The organism is Microbacterium sp. NPDC058021 (assembly GCF_042885955.1).
Taxonomy (GTDB): Bacteria; Actinomycetota; Actinomycetes; order Actinomycetales; family Microbacteriaceae; genus Microbacterium.
On the sequence record NZ_JBHVRF010000001.1, the window covers coordinates 270,545 to 291,694 of the forward strand.

The window sequence follows — 21,150 nt, forward strand, 5'->3', positions numbered from 1 at the left end:
GTGGGGTTGGTGTCGATACGCGCCCCGAACCGCGGGTGAGGCGGGGGTTGGTGCCCGATACGCGCCCCGACCCGGGAGAGGGGGGCGGAGGGTCGGGGTTGGACACAAACCGACCAGGCGGTATGCTCGACGGGCGGCGCGACGCGGCGCGAGGAAGGGGTCGACGATGACCGACGTGCCGGGGCTCGATGTGCAGGCGCTGACGGCGTGGCTCGCCGCCGCCCACCCGGAGCTCGCCGACGGCGGCCGCGACCTCGAGGCGACCGTGATCGCCGGCGGCCGCAGCAACCTCACCTACGCGATCGACGGTGCCCGTCGTCCGCTGGTGCTGCGCCGCCCGCCGCTCGGGCACGTGCTGGCCAGCGCCCACGACATGCGCCGCGAGCACCGGGTGATCTCGGCTCTCGCGGACACCCCGGTTCCCGTGCCGGTCGCGGTCGATGTCGTCGACGACACCGGCGGCGCCATCACCGGCACCACGTTCTTCGTCATGGAGCGCGCCCCCGGCCGCGTGCTGTCCACGCCCGCCCACAACGCGTCCTACTCCCCCGAGGGGCTGCGCCGCGTCAGTGTCGACCTCGTGCGCACTCTCGCGGACCTGCACGCCGTCGATGCGGCATCCGTGGGCCTCGGCGATTTCGGCCGACCCGACGGCTACCTCGAGCGGCAGCTGTCCACCTGGCGGCGTCAGCTGGCGGCATCCCGCTCGCGTGAGACGCCCGCCCTCGACGTGCTGCAGGATCGCCTCAGCGAGGGGATGCCCGAGACGCGCCGGTCAGGTGTCGTCCACGGGGACTACCGCCTGGACAACGCCCTCGTCGACGGGTCCGCCCCGCGGCTGTCGGCCGTGCTCGACTGGGAGATGGCGACCCTCGGTGACCCACTCGTCGATCTCGGGATCTTCGCGCTGTACTGGGACATCGCCCAGATGCCCGACGCGTTCGGCGGGGCGATCCCGAGCGCCGTGGACCCCGCCGCCGGATATCCGGCTTTCGACGAACTCGCCCAGGTGTACGCCGAGCACGCGGGCGTGGACTTGCCGGCCCTCGGCTGGTACCGCGCGTTCGCGGCGTACAAGCTCGCCGTGATCCTCGAGGGCATCCACTACCGGTTCCGCGCCGGCGACACCGTCGGCGACGGGTTCGATGCGATGGGCGGTCTCGTGGAGCCGCTCGCCCGACAGGGACTGGAGGCGCTCTGATGGATTTCGCGCACGATGAGACCACCCGCGACCTCGTCGCCCGGGCGCGCGCCTTCGTCGACGAGCACGTGCTGCCGGCCGAGCCGGTGCTGCAGCAGCAGTTGGATGCCACGCCCGACGACTGGGGCTTCCGGCCGATCGTCCGGGACCTGCAGGCGCGCGCGCGGCAGGCCGGGCTGTGGAACCTGTTCCTCCCCGGCGAGGGCGGGGCCGGCCTCATGAATCTGCAGTACGCGCCCATCGCCGAGATCACGGGGTGGAGCCCGCGTCTCGCGCCGGTCGCGTTCAACTGCGCCGCTCCCGACACCGGCAACATGGAGGTGCTGCACGACTTCGGCACGCCCGCCCAGCAGGAGCGGTGGCTCGAACCGCTGCTCGATGCGCGCATCCGCTCGGCGTTCTGCATGACCGAGCCCGATGTGGCCTCGAGCGATGCGACCAACATCGCCACGCGCATCCGCCGCGACGGCGACGAGTACGTCGTGTCGGGGCGCAAGTGGTGGTCGACGGGCGCGATGAACCCGGACGCGGCGATCTTCATCGTGATGGGCAAGACCGATCCGGATGCCGAGCGGCACCGGCAGCAGTCGATGATCCTGGTACCGCGGGACGCGGTGGGGGTGCGGGTGGAGCGGGCACTGACCGTGTTCGGGTACGACGACCGCGACCACGGCGGGCACGCGGAGGTCGTGTTCGACGAGGTGCGGGTGCCGGCGGCGAACCTGATCGCCGGGGAGGGCGATGGTTTCGCGATCGCGCAGGCGCGGCTCGGGCCGGGGCGCATCCACCACTGCATGCGCGCGCTCGGCACGGCCGAGCGCGCCCTCGCGCTGATCACGGCGCGTGCGAACGAACGCGTGGCGTTCGGTCGCACGCTTTCCGAGCAGGGGGTGATCCGCGAATGGGTCGCCGAATCGCGGATCGAGATCGAAGCGCTGCGGTTGCTCGTGCTGAAGACCGCGTGGCTGATGGACACCGTGGGCAACCGCCGCGCGATGACGGAGATCCAGGCGATCAAGATCGCCGTGCCGCGCGCGGTGCAGCGGATCCTCGATCGGGCGATCCAGGTGTTCGGCGGTGCGGGGGTGTCGCAGGACACCCCGCTGGCGGAGTTGTTCGCCGGCATCCGGACGCTGCGCCTGGCCGACGGCCCCGACGAAGTGCATCTCAACAGCCTCGGCCGCGCCGAGCTGCGCCCCCGAGTGAGCACTCGAGCCCCCGAGTGAGCACTCGAGCCCCCGAGTGAGCACTCGCGTCGCCGAGTGAGTACTCAGACAGCTGTTCCGTTCAACGACGAAAGGACCACCGTGAACCACCGACCCGACCCCGCCATCGACGACCCGGGTTTCGCGACCCTGTCGGTCGCGAGCATCCTCGCCGAATCCGCGTGGCGCCACGCCGACCGCCCCGCGCTGCACTTCGCCGGCGCCACCACGACCTACGCGCAGCTGTGGGACGAGGCCCGCGCGTATGCCGGCGCGCTGCACGCCCGCGGCATCCGTCCCGGCGACCGCGTCGCCATGATCGTGCCCAATGTGCCCGACTTCGCCCGCGTGTACTTCGCCGTGCTCGCGCTGGGCGCGGTCGTCGTGCCCGTGCACCTGCTGTTCAAGGCGGACGAGATCGCGTACGTGCTGCGCGACGCGGAGGCCGACCTGTTCGTCGTCGCCGCCCCGCTGCTCGGCGAGGCGATGCCTGCCGCGGCCGCCACCGGCATCCCTGTCGTCACGGTGCTGCTGCCCGCCGGCACGCCGCCGCCCGTCGGCGATCTGCCGCGGCTCGAGGTGGAGGCCGCGGGCGCGGAGCCGATCGCCCGGCTCACGCCCACCCGGCCCTCGGATCCGGCGACCATCCTGTACACGAGCGGCACCACGGGCACCCCCAAGGGGGCAGTCGGATCGCATCTGGCACTCGTCGAGCAGGTGCACTGCACGCTCATCGACTCGTTCGACCTGCGCGCCGGCGACGTCGTGTTCGGCGGGCTGCCGCTGTTCCACACCTTCGGGCAGACCGCCGTGATGAACATGGCCCTGCGTGTCGGAGCCTCCATCATCCTGCTGCCCCGGTTCGATGCCGACGAGGCGCTGCAGCTCATGGTGGCGCACGAGGCGACGGTGTTCACCGCGGTCCCGACGATGTACGTCGGGATGCTGGAGGCCGCTCGCCGCAGCGACGCGAGGCCGCCGCTGCGATACGCCGTCTCCGGCGGTGCGGCGCTGCCGGTGGCCGTGCTGGAGGCGTTCCGTGACGCGTACGGCGCGGACGTGCATGAGGGCTACGGGCTCACGGAGACCGCTCCGATCGTGTCGTCCAACACGCTCACCGAGCCCATCCGGCCGGGAACTGTCGGCCGGCCGCTGTGGGGCGTCGACATCGCGATCGCCGACCCCGAGCGCGAGGACGCGATCGTGGTGCTCGACGACCCCGAGGCGCTCGGCGAGGTCGTCGTGCGCGGGCACAACCTGTTCAAGGGGTACCTGGGACGACCGGATGCCACGGCGGCGACGATCGTGGATGGCTGGTTCCGCACGGGTGACCTGGGCCGGTACGTCGACCGCGTGCTGACGATCGTGGACCGCAAGAAGGACATGATCGTGCGCGGCGGATACAACGTGTACCCGACCGAAGTGGAGGCCGTGATCGCGCGGCATCCGGGCGTCGCGGTGGCGGCCGTGTTCGGGATTCACGACGACCTGCGTGGGCAGGAGGTGCACGTGGCGGTCGTGCCGCACGATGGCCAGGGGATCGATGCCGAGGAGCTGATCGCGTTCACGCGCGAGCGGATCGCGGCGTACAAGTATCCGCGAGTGGTGCACGTGGTGGCGGAGCTTCCCCTCGGCGGCAGTGGCAAGGTGCTCAAGCGGGAGCTGGTCGCGCAGTTCTCGCCCGCCGCCGCTGTCGAGTGAGTATTCCCGCTGCCGAGTGAGCATTCGAGCCACCGAGTGAGCACTCGTAGCCCCGAGCGAGTACTCCCCAGCAACCGTTTCTGCGGATCCATCCCCGGATGGCGCCCGCGCGCGCATCCGACGGGCGGCATCCGACGATCATCGGCACATGACCATCGAAGCGATCCCGGTGAACACGTCGGTCGACCCGCAGATCCCCGAGCGTCTCCTTCGCGAAGAGGTGCGACGCGAGGTGCGACAGCGGCTTGCGCGAGGCACGCTCGCCCGGCTTCACGGTGAGTGGGAGCTGACCGCGCGCGAGTACGCGTCGCTCTACGCCGAAGAGCAGCACCGACTCGCCATTGCGGCGACGGTCCGCGGCATGCGCACGGACGCGGCCGTCATCTCTTACGTCAGCGCCGTCGTGATGCACGGGCTTCCGCTGTTCCGCACGAAGCCGCGGCGCACGCACGTGACCATGCGCGCGGGGGCCGCGACGCGCTCGCATCCGACCGTGTTCCGCCACCGTGATTCGCTTCCGGAGGAGGACATCGTGCTCGTCGACGGTCTGCTCGTCACCTCCCTCGAGCGCACCGTCGTGGATGCGATCCGCGCGCTGCGGCTCGAGGCGGCGCTGTCGGTGGCGGATGCAGCGATACGTCGCGTCGCGTGGGATGAGGGGGCGAAGGTGTACGACGATGTGGCGGCGGAGGAGTTCCGTGCGCGCCTCTGGCAGCGGGTCTTCCGGATGCCGGGCGCTCGCGGCATCCGCCAGGCGCGGTGGGTGCTGGAACTCGCCGACGGCCGCGCGGAAGGGCCGGGCGAATCCACCGGCCGGTTGTACCTGCTCCTCCTCGGCTTCGCCACACCACGCCTGCAGGTCGTGGTGCCGGGGCCGAACGGACTGATCTTCCGGGTGGATGCCGGTCTCGACGACGTCGGATTCTGGTGGGAGTTCGACGGGTTGACGAAGTACACCGATCCCGCCCTGACCGGCGGGCGCACGGTGTCCGAGATCCTGGAGCGGCAGCGGTCGCGCCAGCAGTGGATCGAGACGGCGACGGGGCGGCGGTTCACGCGGTGCGGGTGGGAGCACCTCGACGCACCGACGACGCTCGCGACGAAGCTGAAGGCAGACGGGGTGCGGATGCCCGGGGCACACATCCTGCCGTTGTGACGGTGAGTACTCACTCGAAGCGGCGAGTACTCACTCACCGATGCGAATACTCACTCGCGGCGACGAGTACTCACTCGACCCCGCGAATGCTCACTCGGCGGCACGCTCGCGAGCACCCCGGCAACGCGAAGGCCGCGACCGCCCGGAGGCGGTCGCGGCCCTGGGGCGCGGCGCGTCAGGCGCCGGGGACCCCGGCGCCTGACAGCGGCACCGGCTCCCGGTCGACGGCGGTCACGCCGTCGTCGCTCACCTCATACGTGGCGTCGAGGTAGTCCTGCACACCCTGGTCGACCGTCGTGATGCCGACGCCGAGGTAGGCGGCGTGGCTGCCATCGCCGAACGACAGCGGCAGGATGCCGTTGCCCACGAGGTCCCCCGACGACACGGCCTCGATCAGGCTCTCGCGCGTGGGGTCCTCACCCGCGGCGGCAAGGGCCTCGGCGAACAGGTACGCCACGCTCATGCCGTAGATCGTGTTGCCGTCGAACGGCGCGCCGCCGTTGTACTCGTCGTTGATCTCGCGGAAGAGCGTCACCCACTCGTCGTCGGCCATCGGCAGGTAGTTCGTGCCGGTGAAGCCCTGCAGCAGCTTCGGTGCCATGTCCTCGCCGAGGTAGCCGACGAGCGTGGGGTAGTCCGCCCCCGACGACGAGGCGAACCACTGCGGGAACCAGCCCAGCTGTGCGGCCGTGCCCACCGCGAGCGCGGTGAAGCCGTTGATCGTCGCGAGCGTGACGATCTCGCATCCGGCCGCCTGCAGGGCGCCGATCTGCGCGGTGACGTCCTGGTTCGACACCGAGTAGCGCTGCGTCTCGGTGATGCCGTCGGCGCCGAGGGCGAGCTCGACGCCCTCGATGAACTCGTCGCCGAAGTCGTCGTCCTGCCCCAGCACGCACACGGCCTTGTCGGGGTATTCATCGGCGGCGTACTGACCGAGCGCCGCACCCTCGACGACGTAGTCGGCGTTGAAGCCGAACGTGTTCGGGTAGGTGTCGGGCTGGTTCCACGACGTCGAGCCCGACGCCACGAACAGGTCGGGTACGCCGTTCTGGTTCAGGAACTCCAGCACCGACTGGTGCGTCGCGGTGCCGAGGCCGTTGAGGATCGCGAACACCTCGTCCTGCTGCACGAGTTCGCGCACGACGGTCTGCGTGTTGGCGGGGTTGTAGCCGTCGTCCTTCACGATGAACTCGATCGTGCGGCCGTTCACGCCGCCCTCATCGTTCAGGTAGTCGAAGTAGGCGGTCGCGGCGGCCGAGATCGACGAGTAGCCCGCCGCGGCGGGGCCGGTCAGCGGCGTGTGGGTGCCGATCGTCACGGTGGTGTCGGTGACGCCGGTGCTGTCGCCCTCTCCTCCACCGTCGGCGGGAGCCGTCGGCGTGCTGCACGCAGCGAGGCCGAGGGCGAGGGCGGATGCCGCGATCAGTCCGCCTGCTCGGCGGACGGCAGAGCGCGGCGCTGGGCTCTGGTGGGACATGGGATCACCTTTCAATCGGGATGGTGCGGGACGGGTCGGCTTCCGCCGGGCCGGCGGAAGCGAAGGAGTCAGTGGGCGCGGACGTGGCCGCAGCGGCGGAACCAGCAGCAGCGGGTGCGGCGGAACCAGCGGCAGAGGATGCGGCAGCACCACCGGCCCCCCGCCCCCGCCGTCGCCGCCACGCCCCGGCCAGCCCCGCGAGCCCGTCGGGTCGCACCAGCATCACGATGATGAGGAGCGCCCCGAACACGAGCACCGACAGATTGCCGGACAGGCGCTGGGCGAGGTCGGTGGGAAGGTCGAGGGCTGCCGTGCCGGCGCCGAGCGCCCACGGCAGCACGACGATGACGACCGAGCCGATCGCGGCACCGCCGATGCTGCCGAGCCCGCCGACGACGGCAGCCACCACGAGAAGCAGCGAGAACGCGAGGGTGTAGACGCCGGGGCTCACCGACTGCGTGATGAAGCAGAGCAGAGCACCACCGGCGCCGGCGGCAGCCGCGCTGACGGTGAACGCGGTCACTTTGACGCGCCGGGCGGGCACGCCGTTGAGGCGCGCGGCCGTCTCGTCATCGCGCACCGCGCGCATCCGCAGGCCGAGCGACCCGCGCCGCACGAGCACGAGGGCCGTGACCACGACGGATGCCACGATGATCGCGACCCACGCCTGCCACTGCTCGAGGGCGATGAGCCGCTCCAGCGCCGTCGGCACCGGGTTGTACGCCGTCTGCAACCCCTGGTCGCCGCGGAAGAGCGCGGACCACACGCTCGTGATGGCGGGGAGGGCGATGACCAGGGCCAGCGTCAGGCCGGCGAGGTAGGGCCCGCGCAGCCGTGCGGCGGCGAGCCCCAGCAGCAGACCGATGAGGCACGCGATCACGACACCGCCGGCGAAGGCCAGCAGGAATCGCGGCACCGCGTCGACGCCGGCATCCGTCAGCGCGTTCGAGACCAGGGCGTAGCCGTAGCCGCCCGCAGCCATGAGCGCCGCATGGCCGAGCGAGAGCTGCCCGCTCAGTCCGATCAGCAGCGTCAGCCCGGCGACGGCGCACAGATAGGCCGCGGCCGTGGCGAGTTGGAAGTTGCGGAACGGATCGAGCAGGAACGTGCCGCCGAGGGCGAGCACCGTCAGTGCGACCGCGGTCACCAGCACGCGCGGCGTGCCGGTGAGCCCGGGAAGGAGGCGAGGACGACGGAGGCCGTTCATGCGGTGCGCGCCTCTCGCATCGAGAAGATGCCGCCCGGTTTGACCAGCAGCACCGCCACCAGCAGCACGAGCACGCCGATCGGGGCGACGGTGGAGCCGAGGTAGCCGGTGACGAGGCTCATCACGACGCCGACGACGAGGCCGCCCAGCAGCGCGCCCACCGGAGAATCCAGCCCTCCCACCACGGCGACGGTGAACGCGTAGACGAAGAGGATGTCGGTGGAGTGCGGGTTCAGCCCCAGCTCGGTGGGGATCAGCAGCATCGCCGCGAGGGCCGCGACCGCCGCCGAGAGCATCCAGCCGATCGTCACCATGCGGTCCACGCGCACCCCGAGCAGCCGGGACACCTCGGGGGCGAACGCCGATGCCCGCAGTTGCAGGCCGAGGGACGTGCGGGTGAACAGCAGCGCGAGCAGGCCCATGACGGCCAGGGCGACGACGAGCACGAAGATGTCGTACGGCGAGAGCAGCGGCACCCCGCCGACGAAGATCGGCGTCTCGTCGAACGGCGCCGCCATCGGCCGGTACTGCGGACCGAAGAAGATCCCCAGCAGCGACTGCAGCACCATGACCAGACCGATCGCCACGATGATGCCCGACAGCGGCGAACCGTGGGGTGCGTGGCGCATGAGCCCGCGCTCGACGACGAACCCGACGGCGGCGCCCCCGAGGATGCCGGCGGCCAGGCCCGCGGCATACGAGCCGGTCAGGGCGGTGACCGCGAAAGCGAGATACGTCGCCACCAGGGCCATCGCGCCCTGCGCGAAGTTGATGATGCGCGCGGCGCGCCAGATCAGCACGAGCGACAGGGCGAACAGGGCGAAGATCGCTCCCCGGGCAAGGCCGGTGGCGAGGAGGAAGGCGAGTCGGTCCATCAGAATCCCAGGTAGGCGTGGCGCAGGGCGGTGTCGTCTGCGAGGGCGGATGCCGCGGCATCCGCCACGACATGACCGAGGTCCAGCACCACGCCGCGACCGGCGATCGACAGCGCGCTGGTGATGTTCTGCTCGGCCAGGAGCACGGTCATGCCGCCCTGGGCCGCCGCGTCCCGGAGAGTCGCCATGAGCTGGGCGACCACGAGCGGGGCGAGCCCCAGCGACGGTTCGTCGAGGGTGAGCACACGGGGACGGGAGACGAGCGCGCGGCCGAGGGCCAGCATCTGCCGCTCGCCACCGGAGAGCTGGTGCCCGTCGCTGGAGCGGCGGCGCGCGAGCGGCTCGAACAGCTCGTACACCTCGGCGATCGCGGTCTCGCGGGCACGGCCGCGGTGACGCCACAGCGCCCCCAGGCGCAGGTTCTCATCGACCGTCAGCTCGGCCACGACGCTGCGCCCCTCGGGCACCTGGGCGATGCCGCGGCGGGCGCGGTCCTCGGGGCTGAGGCGGGCAAGGTCGTCGCCGTCGAGGCGGATCGTGCCGGCTCGCGGCCGCACGAAACCGGCGAGGGTCCGCAGCAGCGTCGTCTTGCCGGCGCCGTTCGCGCCCAGCAGCGCCACGATCTCTCCCGGCTCGAGGGCGAACGTCACCTCGTGCAGCACCGGCTCGCCGCCGTACCCGACGGTGAGCTCGTGGAACGACAGCGCGCCGTTCATGCCGTGGCCTTCAGTCCCAGGTACGCCTCTTCGACGGCGGGGTCGGTGCGCACCTCGTCGGGGGTACCGCGGGCGATGACGCGGCCGAAATCGAGCACGACCACCCGGTCGGCGACCGACATGACGAAGTCGACGTGGTGCTCCACGAGCAGCACGGCGCACCCCGCGTCGGCGGTGGCGCGCACGGTGCCGGCGAGGGCGGCGATGTCGTCGTGGCCGAGGCCGCCGGCCGGTTCGTCCAGCAGCAGCAGCCGCGGGTCGCTCACGAGGGCGCGGGCGAGGGCGACGCGCTTGCGCACCGGGTAGGGGAGCGCGGCGACGGGGCGGTCGGCGACGGCCAGCAGGTCGTGGGCGGCGAGCTCGGCGGCGACGCGGGCGGCGGCATCCTTGGCCTTGCCCGGCGCGCTCAGCGGCACGGTCACGTTCTCGCGCACGGTGGCGCCCTCGAACAGTCCGAGGCCCTGCAGGGTGCGGGCGACGCCGAGGCCGGTCAGTGCCGAGGTGTGCGGGGGGATCGGGCGGCCGTCCAAGCGGATGTCGCCACGGCTGCGCACGAGCGCGCACACCGCGTTGAACACCGTGGTCTTGCCGGCGCCGTTCGGCCCGATGAGGGCGACAACCTCGCCCGCCGGCACGTCGAAGGAGACGTCCTGCAGCGCGGTGAGGCCGCCGAAGGTCACGGTCAGGCGTTCCACGGCGAGCCGGGGAACGGGGGCAGCGGGAGTGGTCATCGGCACCTCTTCGTGTCGGGTGACGCCACTGTACCTCATAAACCGACCAGCCGGTATGTTGCGTTTCCCGTGGCCCCTCGGCGCCCGTCGGCGGGGCGATTACTTGTGCGGGATGCCGGTGACCATGCCGCCGTCGACGACGAACTCCGCCCCGGTGGTGAAGCGGGAGGCGTCGGCGGCGAGGAAGACGATCGTCCCGGTCACGTCGTCGGGCTCACCGGCCCGCCCGAGGGGGATGTCGATGCGGTCCGGGTCGATGCGCGTGGTCATGTCGGTGAGGATGAGGCCGGGGTGCACGGAGTTCACGCGGATGCCGCGGGGGCCCAGCTCCACGGCGAGCGATTTCGTCAGCCCGCGCACGCCGAACTTCGCCGCCGTGTACCCGTGCAGGCCCGGGCTGCCGCGCAGCCCTTCGACGGAGGAGATGTTCACGATGGATCCGCCCCCGGCGGACGTCATCGCCGGGACGACGGCGCGGCAGCCCAGGAACGTGCCGGTCAGGTTCACCGCGATGACGGCGTTCCATTTGGCCACCGTGTAGTGCTCGATCGGGGCTGCGTTGGCGATGCCGGCGTTGTTGACCAGCACGTCCAGGCCGCCGAAGCGCTCGACGGTCGCGGCGACGGTGGCATCCCACCCCGCCTCGTCGGTGACGTCCAGATGCAGGAAGGCGGCGCGCGCGCCGAGCTCGCCGGCCAGGGCCCGCCCGGCGTCGTCGAGCACGTCGGCGACGACCACGCTCGCTCCCGCGGCGTGCAGGGCCCGCACATAGGCGGCGCCGAGGCCTCGGGACCCGCCGGTGACGAGGGCCGTGCGCCCGGTCAGATCGAACGGTGACGTCACGACGCGACCTCGATCACGACCCGCCCGGTGGTCTGTCCGCCCGCGAGCTTCTGGATCGCCTCGGGGGCGCGCTCGAAGGGGACCACCTCGTCCACGAGCGGGCGGATGGCACCGGATGCCGCGAGGCGCGTGAGCTGTGCGTGCGCCTCGGCGACGAGGTCGGGCCGCTGCTGCGAATACAGCGCCCAGTACAGCCCCAGTACGGCGAAGTTCTTGACCAGCGCGACGTTGGTGCGCAGCGTCGGGATCTCGCCGCTGGCGAAGCCGATCACCACGATGCGACCTTCGAACGCGACGCATCGGGTGGAGGCGTCAAAGGCCGAGCCGCCCACCGGATCGAAGATCACGTCGGCGCCGTGGCCGGCGGTGATCTCCTTGACCCGCGCGGGGATGTCGTCGACACCGCGCACGAGCACGGCCTCGGCGCCCAGGTCGCGCGCGACGGCGGCCTTGGCCTCGCTGCCGACGACCGCGATCACACGGGCGCCCGCCGCCACGCCCAGCTGCACGGTCGCGGCCCCCACGCCGCCGGCAGCGGCGTGCACGAGCAGCCACTCGCCCTCCTGCAGGGCCGCCCGGCGGTGCAGGGCGAACCAGGCGGTCTGGTAGGCGATCATGAGGCCGGATGCCGCGATGTCGTCGAGTGCGTCGGGGGTGGGATGCAGGTCGCGCGCGGGGACGGCGGCCAGCTCGCTCAGCACGCCGATCTTGCCGCCGACGACGCGCTGGCCGACGGTGAAGCCCTCGACGCCGGGGCCGAGGGCGACGATCGTGCCCGCGAACTCCACGCCCGGGATGAAGGGCAGATCGGGGCGCACCTGGTACTCACCGCGGGAGAGCAGCACGTCGGGGAAGTTCGCGGCCACGGCGCCGATCTGCACCAGCACCTCGCCCTCCGCCGCCTCGGGGTCGGCGACCTCGACGAGTTCGAGGACGGCTTCGGGTTCTCCGTGGCGGGTGACGTGCCAAGCGCGCATGGGCTACTCCTTCGTGGTCCGGATGCTGGTGAGGAAGAGGTCGGTCAGCTGCGCGGCGACCTGCGCGGCGGACTCCGGGCCGGCGGGGGAGTACCAGTGCGAGAGGTAGTGCACGTCGCTGAAGAAGTGGGCGATGAGCACGGGCACCGGGATGTCGGTGCGGAAGAGGCCCTCGGCCTGGCCCTGCGCGATGAGCGCGTCGACCTCGTCGTGATACGCGCGCCGCCGACGGGTGACCTCCTGCTGGCGCGGCGCGGAGAGCATGTGGGCGCTGCGGAAGAACACCGTGCCCTCGGGGAGGTACTGGATGGAGGTCTCGATCACGTCGACGCACACCGCGCGCAGCACCTCGTCGGCCGATCCGCCGCGGGCGACGATCTCGTCCAGGCGCGCCTTCTGCAGCGTCAGCAGGCGGTCGTAGATGCCGAACAGCAGGTCGTCCTTGGACTCGAAGTAGTGGTACATCGCGCCCTTGGTGACCCCGGCGGCCTCGACGATCTGCTGCACGCTGGTGTTGGCGTAGCCCTGCTCGGCGAAAAGGTCGACAGCGGCACGGGTGACGGCGTCGGCGACGCTGGTCTGCTTCATGCGTTCATCCTCTCAACCGATCGGGCGCACCGACGCGCCCCCGTCGATGAGCACCGTCTGGCCGGTGATCCACGCGGCATCCGGTGACAGCAGAAACGCGACCGGCCCGGCGACGTCGTCGGGTTCCCCCAGGCGTGCGAGGGGGTAGGGCGCGGATGCCTCCGCCTCCCGTCCCTCGTAGAGGGCGCGGGCGAAGCGGGTCTTGACCACGGCGGGGGCGACGGCGTTGACCCGCAGCACGGGAGCGAGCTCGTCGGCCAGCTGCATCGTGAGGTTGATCAGCGCCGCCTTGGAGATGCCGTAGAACGCGATGCCGGGGCTCGCGGCGACGCCGGCGATGGAGGCGATGTTGACGACCGAGGTCGTGAGGCCCGCGGCCACGGCGTCGCGGGTCCACTCCAGCGCGCCGAGCACGTTGACCTCGAGGATCTTGCGCGCGGCGTCGGCGTCGATGCTCAGCACCGGGCCGTACACGGGGTTGATCCCGGTGTTGTTGACGAGGTGGTCGAGGCGCCCGTGGGTGTCGCGGATGTGCGCGAACACGGCGTCACGGTGCACCGGGTCGTCGGCGTGGCCCGCGACGCCGGTGGCCCTGTCGCCGAGTAGCGCGACGGCCTCGGCCAGCGGCTCCGGTCGGCGGCCGGTGATGACGACCGATCCGCCCTCGGCCACGAGGCGCCGGGCGATGGCGAACCCGATGCCCCGGCTCGCCCCGGTGATGAGAGAGACGGTGCCCTCGAACCTCTGCATGGCGCCTCCTCGCGCAACACCCCGGCCGCATACCGCCCGGTCGGTATGACCCTACACCACCTCCCCGCCGACACAGCCGCCCATCCCGGCTGCCGAGTGAGCATTCGCATCGCCGAGTGAGTATTGGCGCTGCCGAGTGAGTACTCGTCGCCGAGTACTCACTCGTGTCATCGAATGCTCACTCGGGATGCCGAATGCTCACTCGCGTCGGGGAATGCTCACTCGCCGGTGGGGGCGGGGGTGATCGTGTCGATCAGCTGCTCCACCTCGGGCAGAGCGGCGGCGAGCACGGCCGGCTCGCTGTGCGTCACCGAGACGATCACGTCGGCCTCGGCGGAGCGGAACACCCACGCCACCAGCATGAGCACCTCCTCCTGCGGCTCGCCGATCGTCTCGTGCGTGGAGCGCGGCACCCTGATGACGCGCTCCACCCGGGTGCCGGGGCCGAGCCCCGACGCCACGATCTCCGCGACGAACGGCTCGCGGGTGTCGACGGGGGTGCCGTCCGAGCCGGTCAGGTCGTGCAGCGTCGCTGCCGGGTCCGCCGGCAGGTCGAACACGTCGACCGAGAGCAGCAGCTTGCGCGGGTCGACGAGCCAGGCGAACCGGTGCGCACCGCCCTGGTTGTTGGCACGGAGCCCCCGCACGTAGTCCCCGAGCCAGCCCGCCTCCCCGGCGCTCCAGCCGGCGCGGACGAAGGCGCCGGTGATCGTGTCGATCCAGGCATCCTCGTCGGGGTACACATGCCACGGGAACGCGGTCGGCAGGTACAGCCAGCGCTCGCGATCCCAGTCGATGAGCAGGCTCACGCGGTGGCCTCCGGTGCGGTCGGGTCGTCGCGCTCCCAGCGCACGGTGGACAGGATCGCGTCGCAGAGGCCGGTGAGGGCGTCGACGATGGGCTGCAGTTCGGGGTCGTCGTCGCCGACGATCGAGAAGGATGCCACGAGCAGCGTGTCCGCGGCATCCGGCACCCGCCACACGTATTCCACCCGCCGCAGCGCCTGGCCGGGGCGCTCGAGCAGCAGTCGCCACGCCTCGCCCGCAGCCGTCTCGACGACCTCACCCTCGGGCACGGCCGAATCGCGGCCCACCGCGACGGCGATCGACGTCGACACCGGTGCACGCCACGGCGTACCCAGCGGCAGCAGGATGTCGATGACGTCGAGTTCCCGGGCCTGGCGCGCGCCGTCGATCACGGCGTCGGCGAGGCGGCCGATGTAGGGGCCGGCGCTGTCGCGCGGCAGATGCGCGTACTGGTCGGTGATGAGTCGACGCAGCTCGGCGTCGGAGCGGTCTCGCACCGGCAGCAGCAGCCACCCGGGCGGCAGCACGAGACGGTAGGAGACCCCGGCTGCCCCCGCGCCGACCCCGGCCCCCGCGGTCCCGGCCCCCGCCCCCGCGGTCCCGGTCACTGCGGCACCCCGGCCAGCGGCGAGCGGCGCGTCCCGAACTTCTCGGGCTGCACGCGGTTGCCCTCGGCGTCGAGGTACTGGCGCCACGAGCGGGGCAGCAGCCGAAGCCAGCCGAGCACGATGCGCACGAGCACCAGCGCGCCGAGCCCCAGGATCACGACGAAGATCGCCTCGGTGCCCCCGCCCCAGATCCCCGGAGCTCCGAGGAACCCGGAGACGCGGGCGATCGTGACGACGTAGATCACCAGCAGCATGAGCAGCTGCTGGCCGCGTCCCGGCAGTCCGGGGCGACGCAGCGGCACCGGCAGACTCACGACGATCCACGCCGCGGCGCACAGCACCGGCCCCCACGCCAGCCACAGCAGCGGATCCCAGAGCGGGAAGCCCTCGCCGTAGCCGAGGCCCCGGTGGGCCGGCCAGGCACCGGTCACGATGCCGTGCACGAGCGCGGCCACGAGCTGCGCCAGGATCGGCAGCAGATCGCAGACGATCACCGACCCGATGACCACACGGTCGAGCTTCTTCGACAGCCGTTCGATGCGATCCCGTTGCGCAGGCGCGGGCATCGGCGTCATCGCGGCATCCCGTGGGTCTGCCAGCTCGTCCCCGCCGGCACCGTCGTGGCTTCCTTGACGGTCGACCATCCGCCGGCGAGGTCGTCGAGGCCGGGGATGTGCGAGGTGGACTCCGCCGCCGCACGCAGATCGAGCCCGAGGGTCGCGATCCCTGCGCCGTCCATGACGGTACCCAGGGTGGCGGCGCCGCGGTAGACGCTCGCGGTCGCCTCGCCCATCCCCTCGACGAACGCGGCTCGGATGCCGCCGGCACCCAGCTGCGCCTGCGGGAGGATCGTGCGGAACTGCTCAACTTGCCGGCCCGACAGCTCGAGCCACTCGTGGGTGAAGCGCTGCGCGAAGGTGGTCTGCGGCATCCGGGTCATCAGCTGCTGTCCGGCCGGCAGCAGCCGCTGGAACTCGTCGCCCACCGCGGCGATGGCGCTGCGGCGCGTGGCGATGGGGGAGATGATGCGATGCATGAGCGAGGTCGCCTGGCGGTTGTAGGTGAGCCCGCGCAGCACCTGGGTGCCCTTCAGGGCGAGGCCCACGCCCTTGGCGGCGACCGCACCGACACCGAAGGTGAGCACGCCCAGCATGTCGAGGCCGAACTCCAGCCACGACCCCTCACCGGCGGATGCCAGTGCGAAGCTCAGCACGGCGGTGGCCGCCGCCAGCCCGAGCGCGATGGGCGCGAGCACGGGGAAGACGATGCTCACGAGGCCGACGATCGCCGTGATCGCCCCGAGGATGTTCTTCACCACCGACAGCCACTCCGCGTTGGCGCTGATCCAGTCCTTGGCGGCGCCCGAGACGCGGTCCCACAGCGAGTCGTTGACGCCGTCGTCGCCGATCGTGCGGGCGATGGCGTCGGCGGCGGCGTTGCCCGCCTCGCGCACGGACTGCAGCGCTGCGGCGTGGGAGGTGCCCGCGGCGGTGAGGTCGGCCTGGGCGAACTGCAGGCTCTGCGAGTAGCCGGCGGCGTAGCGGGCGGCTTCGGTGCGCTCGGCGGGGTCGACGGTGGAGTTGACCGCGTCGCGCGCGTCGGCGAGTCGGTACTCCAGGCGGCGCACGTCCGACTGCGCCTGGTCGCGCGCCGTCACGGCGCTCTGCGCCTGGCGCTGCGCGGTCTCGAGCACGTCGGCGAACGTCGTGAGCTGGGAGCCGGCCACCTCGTACCGGTCATGCAGGTCGCGCAGCCGCTCGCGGGTGTTGCCCACGGCGCCGGCGAGCGCGTCGACGGCCTCGCTGTCCTGCGTCTCGGCTTCGCGCACGACCGCCTCCAGCAGTGCGATCGACTCCGTGATGGCCTCGGCCATGCGCGTGAACTTGGTCGCCTTGCTCCGGATGCCGGCGGGGTCGCCGGGGATGGGCGCGATCTCGTGGGCGGGGGTGGACATGTCAGCCCTCTCCTTCGACGGCATCGCCGAGCTCGCCGTCGACGTCCTGGAAGGCGTCCGCGGTGACCCGGGCCTTCTGCTTGAGCACGTCGATCTGTTCGGTCAGATCAGCGCGGCGGCGGTCCCACTGGTCGGCGAAGTCGCCCACCACGCCGGCGAGCCGCTCGTGCGGGATCATTCCGGCGAGGTCGTTCGAGTCGGTGTTCGCCGACGAGAGCGTGCGGTGGATCCTGCCGAGATTCGATGAGAGCGAGCCGATCGTCTCGGTGTCGACGTGGAGGCGGCCAGGCATGGGTTCACCCTACGCAATCCGGGCGATACGGCCGATGGGGACCTCTCCCCATCGGATCTGCGCCGCCCTCTCACGTCCCGTGTGGCGGCCGGGAGCCGGCGGCATCCGCGCCGGTGCCCGCGTCGCCCGGCTCATTCGGCGCGGGCGGCGGCGGCGCGGCGTCCGGTGAGTCGGTCGGCACCCCGGCGCGGTGGGCCAGCTCGTGCTCGTGCACCCGACGCGCGGTGGCGCGGTGCATCTGGTCGGTGAGCGCCGAGATCACGGTGGCGCTCGTGGCGCCGAGCACGACGAGACCGCCCATCATGAGCCCCACCGCGATCACGCGCCCCGGCACCGTGACCGGCACATAGTCGCCGTAGCCGACGGTGGCGACGGTGGCGAACCCCCACCAGATCGCATCGCCGACGCTGACGATGTTCGCGTCCGGGTCGCCGCGCTCCACGAGCCACACCAGCGCCGAGGCGGTGAAGACGAACAGGAACGTGAACAGCGAGACGGAGATCACGATGCGGATGCGCTGCCGGCCGGCCGTCGTGCTGAACCACGGCACACGCCAGATGTAGGCGATGATCACGAACGGACGCAGGTACGGCACGACGAGGGACACCCCCTCGAACCAGCGCTCCCGCAGGAACCGGGCCGGGTGTCCGCTGAGGACGACGCGCACGACGTAGTCCGCGATGAAGGCCGCCCATGTGATCCCGACCGTCGCGCCCAGCGCCCATCGCCACCCCGGTGACAGCGCGGCATCCGACAGCAGCCACACCCAGGACACGAAGAAGGCGATAGACAGCACGAACATGGGCCACGCCGTGCGGTCCTCCCACACCAGCGTGCGTGGAGAGATCGCCGTCGACGCCTGCGTCATGTGGCACACGATAGCGACGCAGCCCGCGCGCGTCGCGGGGCGCGCGGGATCGACTCCCGCAACAGAGGCTGCCCGGCTACCCTGGCCGCGTGACACACGCCCCGTCGGACCGCCCGCCCGCCGTCCTGCCGCCGTCGCTGCGGGTCCTCCTCGTCCTCGCCGCCGCGGTCATCGTGCTCGCCGGCGCGCACGCGGCGCAGGAGCTCATCGGCCCGCTGGCGCTCGCCGCGGTGATCGTGATCATCTGCCATCCCATGCGCGGGCCGCTCGAACGGCGCGGATGGCCGCGTTGGGCCGCCACCTCCGCGGTCATCGTGCTCGCCTACGCCGTGTTGGCGATCATGGCGGCGCTGCTGTACATCGCGGGGGCGCAGTTCGTCGGCCTCGTGCGTGACTTCCAAGACGACCTGCGTGACACCGCGGAGAGCATCACGCAATGGCTCGGCGGGCTCGGCGTGCAGCAGGAGGCATCCGATGCTGCGGCCTCCGTGCTCGACCCCTCGAACCTGCTGTCGTGGGCCACCTCGCTCGGCAGCGCGACGCTCGGCATCCTCGTCGCCTTCTTCTTCGTGCTCGCCTACGTGATCTTCATGGCCGTCGACGCCGCCCGCTACGCCCACGTCGAGGACGTGTTCGGCGCGCAGGTGGCCCCGACGGTGGGGCGTTTCCAGCGGTTCAACACCGGTGTGCGCCGGTATTACATCGTCAACGCGAGCTTCGGTGCGATCGTCGCGATCATCGACGGGCTGGCGCTGTGGGCGCTGCAGGTGCCCGCGCCGATCGTCTGGGCGATCCTCGCGTTCGTGACGAACTTCATCCCCAACGTCGGTTTCGTCATCGGGCTCATCCCGCCCGCGCTGCTGGCGCTGGTCGTGGGCGGCTGGCCGCTCATGCTCGTGGTGATCGCCATCTACTGCGTCGTGAACGTCACGCTGCAGGTGCTGGTGCAGCCGAAGTTCGTCAGCGATGCCGTCGACCTCACACTCACGCTGAGTTTCTTCTCGGTCGTCTTCTGGACGTTCATCATCGGTCCGCTCGGCGCGATCCTGTCGATTCCGCTCACGCTGGCGGTGCGCGCGCTCGTGCTCGACGGTGACCCGCAGACGTGGTGGGTGCGCTGGCTGTCGGGAGACGGCTCGGCGCGGCCGGCGAGACCGGTGCCGTCCGTGCGTCCCGAACCGGAGGAGGAGGAGTGATGACCGCCGCGCGCGGGTGAGACCGGGCGCGCGGGCTCAGCTCGGTTCGATGCGCAGCACGTCGGGCGACGAGCCCACCGGCAGATCGTCGACGACGCGCAGGGTGCGCGCCACCTCGTCCACGGCGCCCAGCACCGTGCCGACGCGCTCGCGGTCGCTGCACACCGCCGTCAGCGTCACGAAGTGCGTCCCGGTGTCCCACGTGTACGTCACGAACGGGGGAGGTGCGGGGTCTCCCGACGGCAGCGTCACGGCGAGCTTCTCGCCCACGCCGAGGTAGGGATTGCGGAACGACTCGGTGTCGTCGTACTCCATCGGCATCGAAGCGCGGGCCACGCGCAGCTGCGGGGTCGCCTGCTGGATCTGCGCCATCGCCACGAGCAGTGCCGGGTCGTCCTTCCACACCCACGCCAGCACCCGGCCGTCGGCCTTGCGCATGAGCAGCGGCGCGGCCTGGCTCATCACCCACGCCGCGAACCGGCCGCCCGGGCGCGGGGTGGCGCCCATCGCGGTGTTCGCCTGCTCCATCAGCATGCCGATCGCGACCTTGCGGTGGCGGCGGCCGCGGAGCCCCAGCGAACCGGTCACCGGCACCCAACGCTGGGGATCGGCATCGGCCTGCAGTCGCGACATGGCTCCACGGTAGCCGGGTGCCCGAGCGCTTCGCTGTGCGTCGGCTTCGAGTGGCCGGCTTGGGGGTCTGGCGCCTGGCTCGGGTAGAGTGGGGCCGCGCCGTCATACCCTGCGGCGCGACGCAGAGATAGGCAGCCACCCTCCGTGACTTCCCCCGCGACACCCGAACCCGCGAAACCCGCCGTTCACCGTCCCCTGAAGATCGTCATCGGGTGCGACACGTTCGCTCCCGACGTCAACGGCGCGGCGCGCTTCGCCGAACGCCTCGCCGCCGGTCTGGCCCAGCGCGGCCACGACGTGCACGTCGTCGCCCCCGGCCAGAAGTACCGACGCTTCCCCGTGAGGACCGAGGTCATCGAGGGTGTGCCCCTCACGGTGCATCGCCTCCCGGCCGTGCGCTGGCCTCCGCATGACTGGCTGCGGTTCGTGTGGCCGTGGCGTGCCAAGCACTACGCGCGCAAGGTGCTGAGCGAGGTGCAGCCCGACGTCGTGCACATCCAGTCGCACATCGTCATCGGCCGCGGGCTCTCCCGCATCGCCAAGCAGCGCGGCATCCCGGTCATCGCCACCAACCACGTCATGGCCGAGAACATCCTCGACTTCACGACGCTGCCGCCGCTGCTGGACAAGGTCTTCCTCAAGGCCGCGTGGGACGACGCCGAACGCACCTTCCACATCGCCCGTGCCGTGACCACGCCCACGCGCCGTGCAGCCGACTTCCTCGAGTCGACCATCGACATCGCCGGGGTCATCCCCATCAGCTGCGGCATCGACGCGTCGAACTACACCCCGCAGTTGGCGCCGCGCGAGAGCAACCGCATCCTGTTCGTCGGGCGCCTGACGAGCGAGAAGCACATCGACACCCTGCTGCACGCGGTGACCAAGCTCGACCCCGCACTGGATGTGACCGTCGACATCGTCGGCGGGGGCGATCAGCGCAAGGCGCTGGACGCGCTCAGCGCGCAACTGGGCCTGAGTGACAGGGTGCGCTTCCATGGGCGCGTCGAGGAGGACGAGCTGCGCTCGCTCTACTCCCGCGCCAGCGTCTTCGCCATGCCCTCCATCGCCGAGCTGCAGTCGATCGCCACGATGGAGGCGATGGCGTCGGGTCTGCCGATCGTCGCCGCCGACGCGCTGGCGCTGCCGCACCTGGTCGACGTGGGCGCGAACGGGTGGCTCTTCCGCCCCCGTGACGCCGACGACCTCGCCGCCAAGCTCACCCGTGTGCTGACCGCGTCGCCCGAGGCGTACGTCGCGATGCAGCGGGCCTCGCTCAAGGGTGTCGAGATCCACGACATCGCCCGCACGCTCGACACGTTCGAGGCGTTGTACCGGGGCGACCGGCTGACCCCATGACGGCAGCGCA

General features: G+C 71.6%; 22 protein-coding genes. 6 read left to right on the top strand and 16 right to left on the bottom strand.

Annotated elements, in window-relative coordinates; genetic code table 11:
- Positions 1–166 precede the first annotated feature (166 nt).
- The 4 genes from ACFVR6_RS01315 to ACFVR6_RS01330 all read left to right on the top strand — a co-directional run bounded on the left by ACFVR6_RS01315 (position 167) and on the right by ACFVR6_RS01330 (position 5,263).
- Complete coding sequence (locus ACFVR6_RS01315; protein ID WP_386958068.1) at positions 167–1,201, top strand: phosphotransferase family protein; 1,035 nt, start codon at positions 167–169, stop codon at positions 1,199–1,201.
- Positions 1,201–2,427 carry an acyl-CoA dehydrogenase family protein gene (locus ACFVR6_RS01320; RefSeq protein WP_386958069.1) on the top strand — a complete coding sequence of 409 codons (1,227 nt, stop codon included), beginning with the start codon at positions 1,201–1,203 and terminating at the stop codon, positions 2,425–2,427. Before ACFVR6_RS01315 ends, ACFVR6_RS01320 begins: the two co-directional genes overlap by 1 nt.
- Before the next feature lie 81 nt (positions 2,428–2,508).
- A complete protein-coding gene (locus tag ACFVR6_RS01325) occupies positions 2,509–4,107 on the top strand; it encodes an AMP-binding protein (protein ID WP_386958811.1) in 1,599 nt (532 codons plus the stop codon).
- A 148-nt stretch (positions 4,108–4,255) separates the two neighbouring features.
- On the top strand, positions 4,256–5,263 hold the full coding sequence (locus ACFVR6_RS01330; protein ID WP_386958071.1) for a hypothetical protein: 1,008 nt from the start codon (positions 4,256–4,258) through the stop codon (positions 5,261–5,263).
- A 175-nt stretch (positions 5,264–5,438) separates the two neighbouring features.
- On the opposite strand, the gene ACFVR6_RS01335 is transcribed toward ACFVR6_RS01330, so the two are convergent.
- From ACFVR6_RS01335 to ACFVR6_RS01405, 15 genes are all read right to left on the bottom strand, one after another.
- The gene (locus ACFVR6_RS01335) at positions 5,439–6,740 is read right to left on the bottom strand and encodes an ABC transporter substrate-binding protein (protein WP_386958073.1); all 1,302 of its coding nucleotides are present in this window, start codon (positions 6,738–6,740) and stop codon (positions 5,439–5,441) included.
- A 4-nt stretch (positions 6,741–6,744) separates the two neighbouring features.
- On the bottom strand, positions 6,745–7,947 hold the full coding sequence (locus ACFVR6_RS01340; protein ID WP_386958075.1) for a branched-chain amino acid ABC transporter permease: 1,203 nt from the start codon (positions 7,945–7,947) through the stop codon (positions 6,745–6,747).
- On the bottom strand, positions 7,944–8,822 hold the full coding sequence (locus ACFVR6_RS01345; RefSeq protein ID WP_386958077.1) for a branched-chain amino acid ABC transporter permease: 879 nt from the start codon (positions 8,820–8,822) through the stop codon (positions 7,944–7,946). The genes ACFVR6_RS01340 and ACFVR6_RS01345 overlap by 4 nt, the downstream gene beginning before the upstream one ends.
- Positions 8,822–9,538, bottom strand: coding sequence for an ABC transporter ATP-binding protein (locus tag ACFVR6_RS01350; RefSeq protein ID WP_386958079.1), 717 nt, complete (start codon positions 9,536–9,538; stop codon positions 8,822–8,824). Before ACFVR6_RS01350 ends, ACFVR6_RS01345 begins: the two co-directional genes overlap by 1 nt.
- The gene (locus tag ACFVR6_RS01355; RefSeq protein WP_386958081.1) at positions 9,535–10,269 is read right to left on the bottom strand and encodes an ABC transporter ATP-binding protein; all 735 of its coding nucleotides are present in this window, start codon (positions 10,267–10,269) and stop codon (positions 9,535–9,537) included. Before ACFVR6_RS01355 ends, ACFVR6_RS01350 begins: the two co-directional genes overlap by 4 nt.
- Positions 10,270–10,368: 99 nt before the next feature.
- Positions 10,369–11,112 carry a glucose 1-dehydrogenase gene (locus tag ACFVR6_RS01360; RefSeq protein WP_386958083.1) on the bottom strand — a complete coding sequence of 248 codons (744 nt, stop codon included), beginning with the start codon at positions 11,110–11,112 and terminating at the stop codon, positions 10,369–10,371.
- A complete protein-coding gene (locus ACFVR6_RS01365) occupies positions 11,109–12,089 on the bottom strand; it encodes an NADPH:quinone oxidoreductase family protein (RefSeq protein ID WP_386958085.1) in 981 nt (326 codons plus the stop codon). The genes ACFVR6_RS01360 and ACFVR6_RS01365 overlap by 4 nt, the downstream gene beginning before the upstream one ends.
- Positions 12,090–12,092: 3 nt before the next feature.
- Positions 12,093–12,677 carry a TetR/AcrR family transcriptional regulator gene (locus tag ACFVR6_RS01370; protein WP_386958087.1) on the bottom strand — a complete coding sequence of 195 codons (585 nt, stop codon included), beginning with the start codon at positions 12,675–12,677 and terminating at the stop codon, positions 12,093–12,095.
- 12 nt (positions 12,678–12,689) lie between these two features.
- A complete protein-coding gene (locus tag ACFVR6_RS01375; protein ID WP_386958089.1) occupies positions 12,690–13,427 on the bottom strand; it encodes an SDR family oxidoreductase in 738 nt (245 codons plus the stop codon).
- Between the two features lie 218 nt (positions 13,428–13,645).
- Positions 13,646–14,236: a hypothetical protein gene (locus ACFVR6_RS01380; RefSeq protein ID WP_386958091.1), complete on the bottom strand. Its 591-nt coding sequence runs from the start codon at positions 14,234–14,236 to the stop codon at positions 13,646–13,648.
- Positions 14,233–14,841 carry a hypothetical protein gene (locus ACFVR6_RS01385; RefSeq protein WP_386958093.1) on the bottom strand — a complete coding sequence of 203 codons (609 nt, stop codon included), beginning with the start codon at positions 14,839–14,841 and terminating at the stop codon, positions 14,233–14,235. The genes ACFVR6_RS01380 and ACFVR6_RS01385 overlap by 4 nt, the downstream gene beginning before the upstream one ends.
- A complete protein-coding gene (locus ACFVR6_RS01390; protein ID WP_386958095.1) occupies positions 14,838–15,416 on the bottom strand; it encodes a hypothetical protein in 579 nt (192 codons plus the stop codon). The genes ACFVR6_RS01385 and ACFVR6_RS01390 overlap by 4 nt, the downstream gene beginning before the upstream one ends.
- Positions 15,413–16,795 (bottom strand): hypothetical protein, encoded by a 1,383-nt coding sequence (locus ACFVR6_RS01395; protein ID WP_386958097.1) that lies wholly within the window; start codon positions 16,793–16,795, stop codon positions 15,413–15,415. Before ACFVR6_RS01395 ends, ACFVR6_RS01390 begins: the two co-directional genes overlap by 4 nt.
- Before the next feature lies 1 nt (position 16,796).
- On the bottom strand, positions 16,797–17,087 hold the full coding sequence (locus tag ACFVR6_RS01400; RefSeq protein ID WP_386958099.1) for a type VII secretion target: 291 nt from the start codon (positions 17,085–17,087) through the stop codon (positions 16,797–16,799).
- A 70-nt stretch (positions 17,088–17,157) separates the two neighbouring features.
- The gene (locus ACFVR6_RS01405) at positions 17,158–17,955 is read right to left on the bottom strand and encodes a potassium channel family protein (RefSeq protein WP_386958101.1); all 798 of its coding nucleotides are present in this window, start codon (positions 17,953–17,955) and stop codon (positions 17,158–17,160) included.
- Positions 17,956–18,044: 89 nt separating this feature from the next.
- On the opposite strand from ACFVR6_RS01405, the gene ACFVR6_RS01410 reads away from it, so the two are divergent.
- Complete coding sequence (locus tag ACFVR6_RS01410; RefSeq protein WP_386958102.1) at positions 18,045–19,151, top strand: AI-2E family transporter; 1,107 nt, start codon at positions 18,045–18,047, stop codon at positions 19,149–19,151.
- A gap of 36 nt (positions 19,152–19,187) precedes the next feature.
- Here the strand turns inward: ACFVR6_RS01410 and ACFVR6_RS01415 are convergent, their stop codons facing one another.
- Positions 19,188–19,784 (bottom strand): hypothetical protein, encoded by a 597-nt coding sequence (locus ACFVR6_RS01415; RefSeq protein ID WP_386958104.1) that lies wholly within the window; start codon positions 19,782–19,784, stop codon positions 19,188–19,190.
- 144 nt (positions 19,785–19,928) lie between these two features.
- Here ACFVR6_RS01415 and ACFVR6_RS01420 point away from each other — a divergent pair, with 144 nt between their 5' ends.
- Entirely contained in the window at positions 19,929–21,140 is a 1,212-nt protein-coding gene (locus tag ACFVR6_RS01420; protein WP_386958106.1) for a glycosyltransferase, read from the top strand.
- Positions 21,141–21,150 lie beyond the last annotated feature (10 nt).